Origin of the sequence: Catenibacterium mitsuokai (assembly GCF_025148785.1) — a bacterium.
Taxonomy (GTDB): domain Bacteria; phylum Bacillota_I; class Bacilli_A; order Erysipelotrichales; family Coprobacillaceae; genus Catenibacterium; species Catenibacterium mitsuoka.
This window is the reverse complement of sequence record NZ_CP102271.1, coordinates 1,333,362-1,346,479: the sequence shown is the minus strand read 5'-3', so window position 1 is coordinate 1,346,479 and position 13,118 is coordinate 1,333,362. Positions and strand designations below refer to the sequence as shown.

Annotated in this window: 24 protein-coding genes; all 24 read right to left on the bottom strand. The window is 36.7% G+C overall.

What is annotated here, in order from left to right; all coding sequences use genetic code 11:
* Positions 1–285, bottom strand: a complete 285-nt coding sequence (locus NQ499_RS06835; RefSeq protein WP_006506335.1) for a hypothetical protein — start codon at positions 283–285, stop codon at positions 1–3.
* A 3-nt stretch (positions 286–288) separates the two neighbouring features.
* Positions 289–855 carry a phage tail tube protein gene (locus tag NQ499_RS06830; protein WP_006506336.1) on the bottom strand — a complete coding sequence of 189 codons (567 nt, stop codon included), beginning with the start codon at positions 853–855 and terminating at the stop codon, positions 289–291.
* Positions 856–873: 18 nt separating this feature from the next.
* Entirely contained in the window at positions 874–1,209 is a 336-nt protein-coding gene (locus NQ499_RS06825) for a hypothetical protein (protein WP_006506337.1), read from the bottom strand.
* A gap of 2 nt (positions 1,210–1,211) precedes the next feature.
* Positions 1,212–1,466, bottom strand: a complete 255-nt coding sequence (locus NQ499_RS06820; RefSeq protein ID WP_006506338.1) for a hypothetical protein — start codon at positions 1,464–1,466, stop codon at positions 1,212–1,214.
* Positions 1,459–1,794, bottom strand: a complete 336-nt coding sequence (locus NQ499_RS06815; RefSeq protein WP_006506339.1) for a hypothetical protein — start codon at positions 1,792–1,794, stop codon at positions 1,459–1,461. Before NQ499_RS06815 ends, NQ499_RS06820 begins: the two co-directional genes overlap by 8 nt.
* A complete protein-coding gene (locus NQ499_RS06810) occupies positions 1,784–2,182 on the bottom strand; it encodes a Gp19/Gp15/Gp42 family protein (protein WP_006506340.1) in 399 nt (132 codons plus the stop codon). Before NQ499_RS06810 ends, NQ499_RS06815 begins: the two co-directional genes overlap by 11 nt.
* 12 nt (positions 2,183–2,194) lie before the next feature.
* Complete coding sequence (locus NQ499_RS06805) at positions 2,195–3,016, bottom strand: phage major capsid protein (protein ID WP_006506341.1); 822 nt, start codon at positions 3,014–3,016, stop codon at positions 2,195–2,197.
* Positions 3,017–3,037: 21 nt separating this feature from the next.
* A complete protein-coding gene (locus NQ499_RS06800; RefSeq protein ID WP_006506342.1) occupies positions 3,038–3,499 on the bottom strand; it encodes a capsid assembly scaffolding protein Gp46 family protein in 462 nt (153 codons plus the stop codon).
* Positions 3,500–3,537: 38 nt separating this feature from the next.
* Positions 3,538–4,977, bottom strand: coding sequence for a terminase large subunit (locus tag NQ499_RS06795; protein ID WP_006506343.1), 1,440 nt, complete (start codon positions 4,975–4,977; stop codon positions 3,538–3,540).
* Between the two features lie 221 nt (positions 4,978–5,198).
* Positions 5,199–5,432, bottom strand: coding sequence for a hypothetical protein (locus tag NQ499_RS06790; protein WP_040390052.1), 234 nt, complete (start codon positions 5,430–5,432; stop codon positions 5,199–5,201).
* 13 nt (positions 5,433–5,445) lie between these two features.
* Positions 5,446–6,405, bottom strand: coding sequence for a hypothetical protein (locus NQ499_RS06785; protein WP_050772177.1), 960 nt, complete (start codon positions 6,403–6,405; stop codon positions 5,446–5,448).
* Positions 6,395–7,699, bottom strand: coding sequence for a phage portal protein (locus NQ499_RS06780; protein ID WP_006506346.1), 1,305 nt, complete (start codon positions 7,697–7,699; stop codon positions 6,395–6,397). Before NQ499_RS06780 ends, NQ499_RS06785 begins: the two co-directional genes overlap by 11 nt.
* 185 nt (positions 7,700–7,884) lie before the next feature.
* Positions 7,885–8,232 carry an HNH endonuclease gene (locus NQ499_RS06775; protein WP_006506347.1) on the bottom strand — a complete coding sequence of 116 codons (348 nt, stop codon included), beginning with the start codon at positions 8,230–8,232 and terminating at the stop codon, positions 7,885–7,887.
* On the bottom strand, positions 8,225–8,440 hold the full coding sequence (locus NQ499_RS06770; RefSeq protein ID WP_006506348.1) for a hypothetical protein: 216 nt from the start codon (positions 8,438–8,440) through the stop codon (positions 8,225–8,227). Before NQ499_RS06770 ends, NQ499_RS06775 begins: the two co-directional genes overlap by 8 nt.
* Positions 8,441–8,586: 146 nt before the next feature.
* Positions 8,587–8,949: a DUF1492 domain-containing protein gene (locus NQ499_RS06765; RefSeq protein WP_006506349.1), complete on the bottom strand. Its 363-nt coding sequence runs from the start codon at positions 8,947–8,949 to the stop codon at positions 8,587–8,589.
* Positions 8,950–8,967: 18 nt separating this feature from the next.
* Positions 8,968–9,441 (bottom strand): hypothetical protein, encoded by a 474-nt coding sequence (locus NQ499_RS06760; RefSeq protein WP_040390053.1) that lies wholly within the window; start codon positions 9,439–9,441, stop codon positions 8,968–8,970.
* 193 nt (positions 9,442–9,634) lie between these two features.
* Positions 9,635–9,901, bottom strand: coding sequence for a hypothetical protein (locus tag NQ499_RS06755; RefSeq protein WP_006506352.1), 267 nt, complete (start codon positions 9,899–9,901; stop codon positions 9,635–9,637).
* On the bottom strand, positions 9,901–10,332 hold the full coding sequence (locus NQ499_RS06750; RefSeq protein ID WP_006506353.1) for a hypothetical protein: 432 nt from the start codon (positions 10,330–10,332) through the stop codon (positions 9,901–9,903). Before NQ499_RS06750 ends, NQ499_RS06755 begins: the two co-directional genes overlap by 1 nt.
* Positions 10,311–10,661 carry a hypothetical protein gene (locus tag NQ499_RS06745; protein WP_006506354.1) on the bottom strand — a complete coding sequence of 117 codons (351 nt, stop codon included), beginning with the start codon at positions 10,659–10,661 and terminating at the stop codon, positions 10,311–10,313. The genes NQ499_RS06750 and NQ499_RS06745 overlap by 22 nt, the downstream gene beginning before the upstream one ends.
* Positions 10,658–10,915, bottom strand: coding sequence for a hypothetical protein (locus tag NQ499_RS06740; RefSeq protein WP_006506355.1), 258 nt, complete (start codon positions 10,913–10,915; stop codon positions 10,658–10,660). Before NQ499_RS06740 ends, NQ499_RS06745 begins: the two co-directional genes overlap by 4 nt.
* Positions 10,908–11,063: a hypothetical protein gene (locus NQ499_RS06735; RefSeq protein WP_006506356.1), complete on the bottom strand. Its 156-nt coding sequence runs from the start codon at positions 11,061–11,063 to the stop codon at positions 10,908–10,910. The genes NQ499_RS06740 and NQ499_RS06735 overlap by 8 nt, the downstream gene beginning before the upstream one ends.
* Before the next feature lie 6 nt (positions 11,064–11,069).
* Positions 11,070–11,420: a hypothetical protein gene (locus tag NQ499_RS06730; RefSeq protein WP_040390062.1), complete on the bottom strand. Its 351-nt coding sequence runs from the start codon at positions 11,418–11,420 to the stop codon at positions 11,070–11,072.
* A gap of 14 nt (positions 11,421–11,434) precedes the next feature.
* Complete coding sequence (locus NQ499_RS06725) at positions 11,435–12,499, bottom strand: tyrosine-type recombinase/integrase (RefSeq protein ID WP_006506358.1); 1,065 nt, start codon at positions 12,497–12,499, stop codon at positions 11,435–11,437.
* Positions 12,474–13,112: an N-6 DNA methylase gene (locus tag NQ499_RS06720; RefSeq protein WP_006506359.1), complete on the bottom strand. Its 639-nt coding sequence runs from the start codon at positions 13,110–13,112 to the stop codon at positions 12,474–12,476. The genes NQ499_RS06725 and NQ499_RS06720 overlap by 26 nt, the downstream gene beginning before the upstream one ends.
* Positions 13,113–13,118: the final 6 nt, after the last annotated feature.

Below are 13,118 nucleotides of genomic sequence, written 5' to 3'. Positions count from 1 at the left end.
TTACGAGTTTTTTAAGTCAGTACCATCATAAATTTTGACCGACATCATGTCATTCATTTCATGCTGCATTCTCTTGAGAGAAAGAAAGCCGTCCTTTCTTCTGCAGTGTTCTTTCAGTGCTCTATAACCTTCATCACCAATCATATATTTAATTAAATCCGGCATTCCGAGCCCTGTTTCAGCCATATTGTTTACCTTTTCAATGAAGTCATAATCATCCATAAGGCGCTTATTGATTTCAAACTTAAATCCTGAAGCTGTTTCACCTTTGATTTTCTCTTCCATCTGCTATGCTCCTTTTTTTATGATGTATTCCTTATGATATGATCCGCTTCCATCAGGTCTTGCCTTGAATGTACAGTCATACCCTACAGCATCATCATCCTTATATGTAATTTCGCCAACTTCTGTAAGCTTGCATGCCGGAATAACAATTCGTTTCAATACTGTTCCTTCTGCAAGAATCATATCAATCACAAGTACTCTATATCCCCTTGTGTTGGCTTTTACATCTACAGTAACTCCTGTTTCAATATCACCGGTTACTTGTTTCTGTCCAAAGACTTCCTTCAATACATCAATATTTAATGATTCAATCAATGTGAGACTGAATTCGTCTGAAAAATCTTTATCAACATCAAGTACAGTGTCTCCACCCCATGCAGTGATTGAATCGCTTGAAGAAGATGCCTTATTCTTGACACCATCATCAGAGCAGTATCCAAGTGATTTGAATGCTTTATCAAGTTCTACAGCTGCACTCGTTGGTAAAGTAGTACCGTCAGGCGCCGACCAGACAGCACCTCCAATCTTAGGCTTGCCTGTTGTTATATTTGATGCATCTACATTTGCCATATAATTTCCTCCTTATAATTAAAAAACCAGGTCATATACTGCCTGATATCTGTAATGCTTTGTACTTGTATCGGTATAGTTATAATCGCTGTTGTGTCTGCTTGCAGAGATTCTTGGGCATTCTGCAGCATTATCCATCGCTTCTTTTACCTTCTCATTAAGAAGTGCAGCTTCATAAAGCGATGAGCCGTATGACTGTATCGCAAGAGTGGCATGTCTGATGAAATTATCAGTATATCCTCCTGTTTTTTCGACAACAATAAAAGTATCCTGAGATGCATCATCATACTGTGCATAGCAGGATACTCCTGTCTTCCTCTGAAGATAATCAATGATATATGTTTCTATGATCATGTCTATTTACCTCTTGCAGAGCCAAGAGCCTTGAGAAGAGTATTGTGTTTCCTTTCAGAATAGTATGCATGTGGTGTAGAAGGACTTACCTTCACAAAGCAGCGGTCCTTATTGGCTTTCACTTCCATCGCATACTCTTCTCCAGCCGCTTTCTGTACTCTTTCTCCATATGCAGAAACGATGTTCTGCATTTTAGAGCCACTTAGCAACTGCCTTACGCCCTCTTTATTCAGTTCGAATTTATAATGATTACTCATATCTTTCCACCACTACTTTCTTATTCCATCGAAGAGGTATGTTCTCTTCGATTCCCTCTACTGGTTCACCTACCGTCTTCCATGTCTTGCCATAGAATTCTACTTTAGTATCTGTCCAGTCATGCATATCGCCTTTTGGGATGGCAAGATTATACTGAGTCTTGGCAATAGATACGTTTTGATTAGATGATAATTCAGAACTGCTGACTGGTGCTACAAGAACATCATCTACCTGTTCTGGAATATATTTATACTGCATATGCCCAAATGCATCACTGCCAGTAGGCTTCTTCTGATATACAGTTATCGTGATTCCTTTAAGTCTCATATATGTCCATTGCTCCATATCTCTGCTTCATGATACCCATTCGTTTCAGTTCATTCCTTAAGTAATAAAGATCATCACCCGGATTCACATATGTACCACTGAAAGTGTATCCAAGCGCTGACTGTGAGAACTGTTCAAGCGGCATATCCTGACCATCATCTTTAGACATTACACGATGGACACATGCAAGAACAACCATTTTTGCGACATTAGCTTTGTCATCAGATGAACTGATAACAGCGCTTAGATTCATATTCCTTTTATTTGCCTCCTCTCTCAAAAGAGAGGAAGCAAGTTCAATGAGCATCAATAAGCGTTTCTGCTGCTCGTTATTTAGAGCAATGTTGTAGACTTTTTCATAATCTTCTACTGATGCATAGATATCCATCTATATCACCTACTAAGATGCGTGCTTTCTAACCAGTACTGTATCTGGTCTAGAGATCATATAGCCGTAGACATCTCTTCCTTGTACAGCACATGCACCGATATGGGAACCATCAGCAAGATCATTGACTGTTACAGGCACCATCCAATCATCCACATAATGGCAATAAACATTATTACCTAAAATGAAGTCAACTGTTGCATCTGTTAAATTATCAGCTTCATAAACTAAGATGCCACCGATTTTTCCGATTGCTCCTGTTTGTACTACTGAATCACCTAGATCAGAAGCTCTTACAAATTGATCGCTCTTTAATAATAATCCATACATTTCTGTAGAAACTGCTAGCCACATCTCGCTAGGGGCGATATGTGCCTTTCTTGCCTGTGTTCTAGCATCGATGATTGCATCATATACAGTTGTCTTAGTGAGTGCCTTCGTATCTGTAATTGCTGTTCCTTTAGCAACTAATTCATCACCTAGATCAGTATCGATCTTCATAGCCATTGAATAGCCTGCTGAATCTAGTCTTTCTGCTACTAATCCATCTGGAACAGATGCAGCTGTATGGTTATCAATCAATTCATTGACTGCGTTGTCATTGTCGATAACTAGTACTTTGTATGATGTGGCTGATGAAGTTAATGAAACACCATTTGTTTTATCGTATGCATTCACTGCTACCTCTGTATCTCTTACTGGAATTTTCACGGCGCCTGCTGTTGGTGTACCATCATAATTTTTATTAAATAATTTGATAAATAATGATGTCTTTCTCTGCTTAGCTAATACAAGACTTGAATATCTTTCCTGTAATTCTGGATTCTGTGCCATATGTATGTTCTCCTTTAAATTTTAAAATTTTAAGTCTGGATTCATTTCTCTGAACTTCTTTTCGACACCGGACATCTCACCACCTAACTGATTATTTGCGGTAGGTGATGTTGGTTCAGGTGCTTTTGCATGAGGCTCATTGCTAGGCTTTGGAAATAGTTCAGCAAGTGCCTTTGCAGATTCATTGAGTTCTTCTTCAGTCTCTCCCTTTAGGAACTGGGTGGCTGAAGAAGGAAGCTTGTTATCTGCCGCTACCTTGTTGAGAAGTTCTTTTCTATTGAATCCTGCCACCTGCTGCTTTAATGACGTATTTTCATTTTTTAGATTCTCTAATTCTTCTGAATTAGAAGTTGAATAAGTATCCTTAAGCGCCTGTACATCCTCAGGTGACATATATCCTTCATATTTTTTCTTTTCTCTAGCTAATCTTTCTTTGATTGCATTGTCAAATTCTTCCTGTGTATTGATTGGTGTAAAACTCATATATATTTCTCCTATTTCTCCGTATAGTTACGTAATTTCTAAATAAGTACTTTCTGCTTCTTTCTTGCCTTCTTGAGAGAGCATTGCCAATGTGCCAGCACTACTGAGTCAAGAAGAGAAATGTCAACCCCTTCAATGATTGACTTGTATCCGAATCCCCCATTTGTTCCGATAGCTCGCTTTTCACAGTTGGATACGCACTGTGACAGCGATGGCTGACCAAAATGGCATATGTTTGAAGCATACAGAGCCTTTTCAAATGAAGCGCCTGCAGCAATGATATCTGCAGTCTTTGGTATGATCATCTTTAATTTGATGCCTGCCTCTTTAAGCTCGTTGATAAGCATCTGCTGACCGTTTGCACCATCTACTGTAACTGCAGCAATATCAGCCTTTCTAAGAAAGTCAACAATCCATCCGTTTCCTTTTCGAATAGGTCTGCATCCAATGACATCAACTAGTATATTGTCATTTTTTGTTTTGACTGCGATAGACATTGAAACATTACTGCCATCATGACCATACTTTATGCCAACAAAGAGAGGACCTTTAAACTCTGGAATAGTCTCTACTTTCAGAGCGTTCCACTCATTTTCTGATATTGCTGATTTCTGGTTATACTGAAGCCATAGACCGAATCTCTGTATATTGAAGTCAATTTCATCACTTGAATCTTCAGCAGCAACAGAACGCTCCTTCAGTGTCTGGCCTAACGATGGATTCGTCTCATACCATATATCCCTGTCTTTAACATCTGACATATGTTCTACAGACCATTCAGCCCATCCACTCGTATCAGAACCTCCTGATAGACATTCCTTTCTCAGATTAACAAATACAGTACCTGAAGATACTGCAGTTGGTGGAGTACCACACATAAGTGTCTGAGGGTTCTCTGATGAAGTAACTACATACTGAAGTGCTGACTGCTGATCTTCGGTGTATTCCTGAGCCTCATCCACAATGAGAAGGTCAAAGCCTTCACCAAGCCCTCCCTTTGATGATCTAGTTCTGAAGGAAGCACTTCCCCCACCATCATCAAGTATTTTTATTGTCTCCAGTCCAAACTGGGCTGTAGCTGTATAGGACTTTTCATAGGTCTTTTCCTTATCTGCTCTTTTAACCTCAGTGTAATCATTTTCATCAAGCATCTGCTTAAGCTTCTCCCACGAAGCATGTGATGTGGTTGTACGATGTGCTGTATGTAGAATCTTTTCCCCATGCAGCAGTCCCCACAGTTCTCTCATGACAAGGATTTCAGACTTCCCGTTACGTCTCGGTATTGAATATCCGTATTTTATATGGACCCACTGACCGTCATCATCAACAGCCATTATGTCCATCATCTGTATCTCCTGCCATTCCATAGCATTACGTGTGGTATTGTTGTATAGTTCTATAGCTTCATTCCCTAATGTGCTCTTATAAGGGATAATGTAACTATTCGTAGGAGTCTGTCTGCCTATCTTATTAGACATGTGCCTTTAACCTCCTACTTTTGTGTAATTAAAAAGGTGTCACAATCAATTGACACCACCTCCTGGATATTAAATTTATATAATTATTCACTATATTTAGTAGCAAATAATGTGACTACTAAACTGATTACAAGTACAATAATACCTAAAAGTCTTTTTAACATTGTGTTATTTCCTAGATTTTGGTAAAAGAAAAACCGACTATGTCGGCAGAAGATTCTTTATTTAATTACTCTTTCAGGTTCTGTCCTTGGAATGTTTAAATCAAGCGCTTTTTCTAATATTTGAGATTCATTTGCATCAGGATGTTTTTTGATCCAATCATACATAACTTTCAAATCATCCTCATGCGCTACTAGGCTAAGCACCCCTTCAACAAAACATTTGGTATCAGAAATTGTTTTTACTGTTAAAAGAAATTGTTTCAATTCCATTTGCATCTCTGTATATTCCATATTTATACCTCTTCTATTCAATCTTTTCTTTCTTAAGTATAACATATTTATCGAATTCATAATAAATAAAATAATATTTATAATCATCAATTTCTGTAGATAAATAGGTATATGGTTCTATTTCTTTATGCTTCAGCCAAGTATTTAATTCACTTCTTACTCTATTTGAAAGAGGGATATTCTTATATTTAGCAAATAATTGAAGATCTAATTTTTTAAGGTTCTTTTTACTAACTGTTTGTTCAATTTTATTGTTTCTTTCATTGTTCCAATTCTTGCTCCAAACATCCTGAACCTTCCCGTCGCTGTCTCTTGGATCATATATAACTGTACATCTGCAGTTCTGATGCCTTTTGAAGATATCTCTATTCATAGTGGGATAATACTCTTGGGTTCCCGCAAGACCTCTGCACCACTTGCAGCATCCAAAGGATGCTCTTCTCACAATAACAGGCTTGTATCCCATGCGATAGTGAAGGTCTGCATTTGTTCTAGCACCCTCGTCCACAATCGATAATGCATTAGTTATGACTGGCTCATTTAGATAATTTTTTACATCATCGAAGTGTTCTGCTTCAGATACCTTTTTAATGAGTCCCAATGTCTTGTCTACATTGTATGAGGGTTTTCTTGCCTTAACATTTATGCCTGCCTTTTTATTCATTACATCCATTGCACCACATACATAAGAAGAAATAAGTCCATAATTATTCTCTAATGTAGGGTTAAGTATTGCACTCGCAATATCGTAGTACATCTTGCCATCTGGCAGTTCATCTGAAGAGAGATTCTTCATATATGCTTCAGCTAGAATCTTTCCGACTTCTTCTGCATATTCCATTGCCTTGAGATAATCACAGTCCTTCTTTTTAATGGCTGATAATAGTTTTCTTATCTTCTCAGATTTCTGGTAACTTAGAGTAAAGCTCTTATTTATTTTCCTGAGCAGTTCTTTGGATAAATCACTGTTCATCTTCTTCACCATCATCTATGTCTAGGTCTAAAGGTTGTAAATAAGCAGGAGTATTGTCATTAGAAGATCTGATGCCTGTTAGATCTTCAAGCGTACCCTTATCAAAGTAGTTAGAAATTGCTCCATTGATTTTTGATACACCATCACCAATACCTGAAAGCATAGTTGCATCAACATCAAACGCTGGCTTCCATCGTACGGTGATATTCGCAAATTCAGTACGCTTATATGATTTGTTGTCTTCAACACATTTAGCCAGATATCCTGTATTAATGATGCCTACACTGAATGTATCCTGTGCACTCTTTGCCATCAGTCTAAGGCTTTCGTGTGATGCTTTAATTCCTTCAGCACTGGATGGATTTTCTGTAGTAAATCCAAGGTCATCTAATGTGAGCCCTGTCTCTCCAGCAAACATAGAAGCAAGAGTCTTGAGCACATCATTATATGGAGACATTGACTGCTGATTAAACTGCCCTACTGTCGGAACACCGCCATCGGAATCTTTAGTAAATGCAAGCATTGAGGACATTGTAGCGCCCCACTTATCGAACTGTTCTACTTCATCATCTAGCCCGACCACATATTTCTGTGGGAATGAATAGAACATAGAACTTACGCTCATGAGTCTCAATGCTTCCTTAGCATCATCTACATACTTAATGAGTGATTTTGATATGAGGCTTCTGCCAAACGGCCTTGTAGCGTCAGGATTATAGATAACAGGCACTAGAAGTGGATAAGGTGCTACATTGACCATATCCATTGAGGGGTTATGCTGACCTTCAGTATAGAAATAAGTTGCATCTGAGGTGAAATACGCTTCTACTAGCGGATTGCCTAGTTCAGCATCTCTTTCAAGTACTGCATACCCTTCAGTAAGCATCATTGTAGATGTGTCTAATATACCTGTAGCGTTGGATCCATCTATCACCTGAAGTCTAGCACTGCCATCATCATTTTTGGATATATACACAAAGTCACATGAAGAGATGATTGCCCCCTTGAACATCTGGTCAAAGAGCACATCTCTATTATTCATTCTGAAGATATTATCAAGATTCATGATATCGTCTTCACTGAATCCATTGAACTGTAGACGGTTTGATAATGTATCAACAGCCTTTGGAATCCATCCTACCTTCTTGCTTATGCTTCTCAGCTTTTCAGGAAGGGTGTTGGTCTGATAAGGGTCCATCTGATCCTTCATGTCATAATACTTATAACATTCCAATACCTTTGTTCTCTTGTGCGAAAGCTTCGCTCTCAAGTATTCAATTCCTTTATAATTCATATCTTTTTACCTGTTTTTTTCCTTTCTGAGAGGCTTTTAAAGTGATTTAGAATTAGTGCCCGAGATTATCAAAACTCTTGTCAGCGAGAAATTCTCGTAGTACAAGGGCTTCTATGTCTCCAGGACTTAGGGGGTCATATAGCCCCTATTTTTGGCAACAAAAAAGACCATCAATAAAAATGGTCTTAAGATGCCTTATATGTAGTCCAATCTACCTTATGAGGAAGATCGTCGTTCATTATCTGACTGTCTCTCTTTACTTCTATTCGTCTGAAAAGCTTGTCACTCTTTTCACGGTTACAAATCCAATGCGCAAGCTGAAGATTGTCCATGTCACTAGGGTGACCGCCTTTAGCTACTGGAATGATATGGTCTATACATGGAGACATTGGATGAGGATACTTCTTAGTGAAGTCAACAGGCTTGCCACATATACCACAGACAGTTTGTGTAGCAAGTATCTTTTTCTTATTAATAAGAAACTGTCTTCTATGTCCAGCGTTATCCTGGTCAGGTCTGTATCCTCTAGCCATGATGTTTCCTTTTGTTCTTTTCTAATGCTTTAGTAGACTTATGTTTAGCATCTATATGCTTACTGAAGTATACGTCAACGTGCTCACGTCCACAGATCATACATCTGTAGAACACAATCTTCTTATCACAATGACGTTCATCATCATACTTAATCTCGTAATGATCCTCATAAAACTGATGCCAGTGACCTCTCATTCCTTGTGCCATAATTAATCCTCACAAAATAAAAAGCGCTACTATGAGCGCTTTGGAATTATAGTTCTCTCTCAAACTATTTCTACATTTTAACTATATAATGTTGATAACATGACATTCAACTACATAAACTATCATTTCCACTCATTTTCACGCATTTATGTGCATTTATGTGCATTTTCTAACTCACTTAATGCATCTCTTAACATTTTCCAGACGTGGTGAGCTGAATAATTCATTTCATCTGCTACCTGTTCAATAGTCATGCCATCAAGATAGCGATAGCACAATATACATCTAAGCTTTGTATCTTTAATTGAATAGACAAGTCTTCTAGTCTCATCCATCTCTTTAATGAGTTCATCCTTTTCAAGAATCAAATCCTGTTTAGTCTTAGGAATGCCAGTAGAGCCATAAGAAGAATAACTAATAGCTTTAACATTTACTAATCTATTTTCTAAGTATTCAACTCGCTCTTTTAGAAATCTATAATTTTCTAGTTGCTCTTTGACTCTACTCATTTGATTCCTCCTTGATGATCATCTAATGTATTTTCTTTGAATGCTGCTTATAAAATTAAATCCATCTGTTAATCCTTCATTAACTATAGTTATAAATGTCTCTTTTGTTTGCAACTTTAACCTGTAGAAGTTTTTTGTCTTACCTGCATAAATCTTATAAGGACCGGTATGCTTAATCATTACTATATCTTTAGTATCATACTTTTTGTTTTCGAATTCAATTACTCCATCAAAATCCTTATCAATATTGAATTCATTTATATAGTTAAGTCTTTTGAATGCAAGAGTATCATCAAGATATCTTTCTTCAAATATCTTGTCATCATTAAAATAGAAAGATATGCATTTGCTATACTTGTATCCTCTTCTAGTTTCAAGTCTATATGTTACGTTATCTAAATTGATAAGAGAAAAGTATCTTCTCATCTTAAAATAATCGCTTCTTTTTTCTGGACATTTAAATAATGACCACACTTCAATGAACCTTGACACTGATCACTACTCCTCCTACAACCACACATCTGCAACGATTCCTGTAACCCAATAAGTGACGACTGCATGCGAAATATAAAGATACTTATCTTTGCATTCATAGAATCCTTCTTTGAGTACTTCTAATTCGGTTTTATTCTGTGCATGCAGTTTGAAGATGTATCCACTTTTATAAAAGTATGTAATTGCATATTTAAAAAGTAAGTTCAATTTTATCACCGTCTTTCTTCCATTCATCTAATGTTTTGGCTTCTAATTCTCTTGGAGTTTCTTCAGAAACATCATAATGCGGCTCATATTTTACTTTGAAATTTTGAAAAGTTGAGCAGCCTAAAGCTACACTGCATATTTCTTTGAGTTTGCAATTCTGACAACAAGTATCACTCTCATATGTATATGAGCAATGATTAATTAAACCTTTAAGAGCTACATATTCATCTAGATCATCTGTTACAATCATTATTTTGACTCCTCCTGTGCTAGCAAGTTGTAGAACAGTACCATTGTTTTTGTTTCTCTATTTGAGGTATTAATGTCAGTATAGTAAAGTTTACATATTTCATATAACTCACGTGCATTACGCTTATCTACATATTTCTTCCAATCCACTAAACCATCTGTAGCATCTTCAATTGCCATAAATAAAGCATGTCTAGTATCAATAATATCATTATCGTATGCTTTGACACATCTACTCAGTTCTTCAATTTCTTCTTCTCTAGCTCTTAACAAAACCTGAGCACCACCAATAGATTCAAGAAAATCGCAGTATTTTTCAAGTGCCTCTAAGTATTCTTCCTCTTCATCCTGGCAAAATACAACAGTACATCCGTCAGAGCCGTTTCTATCAGGATCATCGATAAAATCTTCTATTTTTGGTCTTTTATACATTTTATTAGATCCTCCATACAATTTCGTTCACATGCTTCACAATTTGATGAACATTCTTTTACAGAATCGTTATAAAAAGTAATCGGACTAGAAAAAACATAAGCATCATCTAGCTTTAATTTAAAAGGTAAACTAGTGTCTCCTCTTATTTCACTTTTTAAGACTTCATTTTCTTCTTTTACTTTATCAAGTTCATCAGCCAATTCATTGTATGCCTTTATCAGCCCACTTCTTTCATATTCAAGAGAATGTACTAATGCTTCTAATTCCATAGAATATTTTTGTAAGCTGCCTATTGTGATAGGTTTCTGAAGTGTTGGTTTAATCATTTTTTTGAACTCTCCTTTTGATTTATTTCCTCAATCATAAGATTCAATTTGCCTAGGTTCTTTTTTATTGCTCCTTCTTTTCCTAAAGTAAGGAAATCAATAAGTCTCTGGCGTTCCAAACGTTCATTTATTTCTAAGTATTCTTTATACAACTCACGCTTTTCATGTTCTTCTAATGTCTTACCTAATCCTAATTTTTGAATGGCATGAAGTCTTCCTACAGATGGTGACTCTATATTTGAAAACTTAATCATCTTTAGGTGTTCCTGCTTTCATTTGTTCAATATATATATCAGTTGCACACCTAAGAATAACCTTTTTTAAATTTTCATAATCATTTCCACGGTACCATTCATTATCCACTGCATTCTTAACCATTCTTAAAATTTCATTATATGTCATTCACAATCACTCCCATTTCATATACATGCAATCAACTGGAATATCTTCAGCCTGTTCTAGAATACATTCTCTGATGGAATCCAACGTATTTAGAGCACTGGACATTGTTCCCCAGCCATTGCTGGGCAGCAATTCTGTATATTCATCAGAATTATATGCTATTTCTTTAATTCCTTTATCTATACGTTCCATTACATAATCACATCTATAATATTCACTACTTTTAAAATTCCAATCCATACAGGCTCTAAATAGCTTTCCTAGATTGTAAGTAGGAGAAGAATAATCAGGGTATGCAATCTCTGCATATTTATTGCATCCTTCAACCTTTACATAAATACCAATGCTGTAACTCATATAATCACCTTCCATTACATATATTTATCATGTGAGTATTTAACACTCTTAGTGTCAGTCTTAGCGTAGATCATTGTTGTATCAATCTGTTCATGACCTAACATCAACTGTACCTGTTCTATTGGCATGCCTTTTCTTAAGGCGGTAGTTGCTGCAGTTCTTCTGAACCTATGAGGATGTATATTTTCGAAGCCACATTCTCTTCCGAGTTTTCTGATATTTATTTCTACGCCGCTTATTTGCAGTCTTGCATGGTTTCCTTTTTTTCCATTAGCACTATCACAAGAAACGAATATATATTCATTCTCTATGTCTTTTCTAGCTTCAAGCCACTGCTGCATCCTGAGTACACTTAAAGTATTTAGATAGCACACTCTTTCTTTTGCACCTTTACCAAATACCTTAATTTCTTTACGTTCTAAATCTAAATCCTTTATTTTAGCAGTAGTCAATTCTCCGATTCTACATCCTGTTGTAAGTAATAATTCAAAAATTGCCTGGTCTCTCACTGCTTTCAGCCACAATCTTGTGCCTATTTTATTGGCGCTCTTCTTTTCTGCAAGCTTGTCACGCATCACTTCAATTTGATCATCAGGAATTGGCTCCTTAATAACTTTATCTACTTTTATTTTCTTCATGGCTTTCATTGGATTGCCGTTCCTCAAATAGCCTTCATCCATGAGCCATGTGAAGAAAGACGAGAAGTTTCTCCTGTCATTATTTATAGTCACTTTAGAAACATCAGGATAATCAATCATTCTTCTTGCAAAGTGCATTCTCACATCATCTCTAGTCCACTCAAGAACGCTTTTTTTGATGTAGAAATGAAGCCATTTTTCAAGTGTTACTCTATAGTAATCAATGGTTCTTTTTGATAAACCGTCAATTTTTTTCTGAATAAGAAATCTCTGGATAAGCTCATTGTCATCTAATACTTCTGTCGAAATTTGATTTTTTGTTCTGATTACTTCGACACCATCAAGTGCTACAAGCAATACCCCTCGCAGCATTGTCAGTTCCTCTCCATTCAGCATTTTCATAGAGTTTAATACTCTATTGATTATTTCGTCCTTTAACACTTAAACCACCTCTCATTAAATACATAGGTGTATGCAGCACTACATTATGCTTCCCTTCAAGACTGTTTCCTTGAACGACCTCTGCATTCACTCCTGCTAGTGAAAGCTGCACATATGTCATGTATACGCACTTATAGTCCAAGTCCTGTGCTTTTACTTCCAATAGTCGCTGATAGTTATACCCTTTTGCTTTCATTACCTTTGCGTATGCAAGTATGTTTGCTCCACCACCAGAAGAAGGCTCATTAAGATATTCAGTTTCTCCATCATAGTCAGCTAACGCAACGCCTGCCATCATCTCACATACATGAAATGGAGTGAAGAACTGACCTGTATGACTGTTTCCGGTGCTTAATTCCATGTAGATCTTCCCTAGATAATCATCTAGGCCGTTCTCCAGAAGAAAAGAAAGACGTCCTAGCATGCATCCAAGTGTAAAGAAATCATCTTCACTGTATTTTCTTGCGATACTGAAGAAAGCTTCTTCACGTTCTTCAACTGGTTCGATACTCTGTGCAATTGATAATGCTGACATCTCCACCCAGTCAGCAAAGACCTGGTGAGGAGTATACTTTCCAGCCATTCTGTTGATATTGTCAATTATATACTTCATCTAGAT

What these genes read in the sequence shown, in the direction of transcription:
- NQ499_RS06835 (WP_006506335.1), bottom strand. Translation starts at nt 285, where the DNA reads ATGGAAGAGAAAATCAAAGGTGAAACAGCTTCAGGATTTAAGTTTGAA.
- NQ499_RS06830 (WP_006506336.1), bottom strand. Translation starts at nt 855, where the DNA reads ATGGCAAATGTAGATGCATCAAATATAACAACAGGCAAGCCTAAGATT.
- NQ499_RS06825 (WP_006506337.1), bottom strand. Translation starts at nt 1,209, where the DNA reads ATGATCATAGAAACATATATCATTGATTATCTTCAGAGGAAGACAGGA.
- NQ499_RS06820 (WP_006506338.1), bottom strand. Translation starts at nt 1,466, where the DNA reads ATGAGTAATCATTATAAATTCGAACTGAATAAAGAGGGCGTAAGGCAG.
- NQ499_RS06815 (WP_006506339.1), bottom strand. Translation starts at nt 1,794, where the DNA reads ATGAGACTTAAAGGAATCACGATAACTGTATATCAGAAGAAGCCTACT.
- NQ499_RS06810 (WP_006506340.1), bottom strand. Translation starts at nt 2,182, where the DNA reads ATGGATATCTATGCATCAGTAGAAGATTATGAAAAAGTCTACAACATT.
- NQ499_RS06805 (WP_006506341.1), bottom strand. Translation starts at nt 3,016, where the DNA reads ATGGCACAGAATCCAGAATTACAGGAAAGATATTCAAGTCTTGTATTA.
- NQ499_RS06800 (WP_006506342.1), bottom strand. Translation starts at nt 3,499, where the DNA reads ATGAGTTTTACACCAATCAATACACAGGAAGAATTTGACAATGCAATC.
- NQ499_RS06795 (WP_006506343.1), bottom strand. Translation starts at nt 4,977, where the DNA reads ATGTCTAATAAGATAGGCAGACAGACTCCTACGAATAGTTACATTATC.
- NQ499_RS06790 (WP_040390052.1), bottom strand. Translation starts at nt 5,432, where the DNA reads ATGGAATATACAGAGATGCAAATGGAATTGAAACAATTTCTTTTAACA.
- NQ499_RS06785 (WP_050772177.1), bottom strand. Translation starts at nt 6,405, where the DNA reads ATGAACAGTGATTTATCCAAAGAACTGCTCAGGAAAATAAATAAGAGC.
- NQ499_RS06780 (WP_006506346.1), bottom strand. Translation starts at nt 7,699, where the DNA reads ATGAATTATAAAGGAATTGAATACTTGAGAGCGAAGCTTTCGCACAAG.
- NQ499_RS06775 (WP_006506347.1), bottom strand. Translation starts at nt 8,232, where the DNA reads ATGGCTAGAGGATACAGACCTGACCAGGATAACGCTGGACATAGAAGA.
- NQ499_RS06770 (WP_006506348.1), bottom strand. Translation starts at nt 8,440, where the DNA reads ATGGCACAAGGAATGAGAGGTCACTGGCATCAGTTTTATGAGGATCAT.
- NQ499_RS06765 (WP_006506349.1), bottom strand. Translation starts at nt 8,949, where the DNA reads ATGAGTAGAGTCAAAGAGCAACTAGAAAATTATAGATTTCTAAAAGAG.
- NQ499_RS06755 (WP_006506352.1), bottom strand. Translation starts at nt 9,901, where the DNA reads ATGATTGTAACAGATGATCTAGATGAATATGTAGCTCTTAAAGGTTTA.
- NQ499_RS06750 (WP_006506353.1), bottom strand. Translation starts at nt 10,332, where the DNA reads ATGTATAAAAGACCAAAAATAGAAGATTTTATCGATGATCCTGATAGA.
- NQ499_RS06745 (WP_006506354.1), bottom strand. Translation starts at nt 10,661, where the DNA reads ATGATTAAACCAACACTTCAGAAACCTATCACAATAGGCAGCTTACAA.
- NQ499_RS06740 (WP_006506355.1), bottom strand. Translation starts at nt 10,915, where the DNA reads ATGATTAAGTTTTCAAATATAGAGTCACCATCTGTAGGAAGACTTCAT.
- NQ499_RS06735 (WP_006506356.1), bottom strand. Translation starts at nt 11,063, where the DNA reads ATGACATATAATGAAATTTTAAGAATGGTTAAGAATGCAGTGGATAAT.
- NQ499_RS06730 (WP_040390062.1), bottom strand. Translation starts at nt 11,420, where the DNA reads ATGAGTTACAGCATTGGTATTTATGTAAAGGTTGAAGGATGCAATAAA.
- NQ499_RS06720 (WP_006506359.1), bottom strand. Translation starts at nt 13,112, where the DNA reads ATGAAGTATATAATTGACAATATCAACAGAATGGCTGGAAAGTATACT.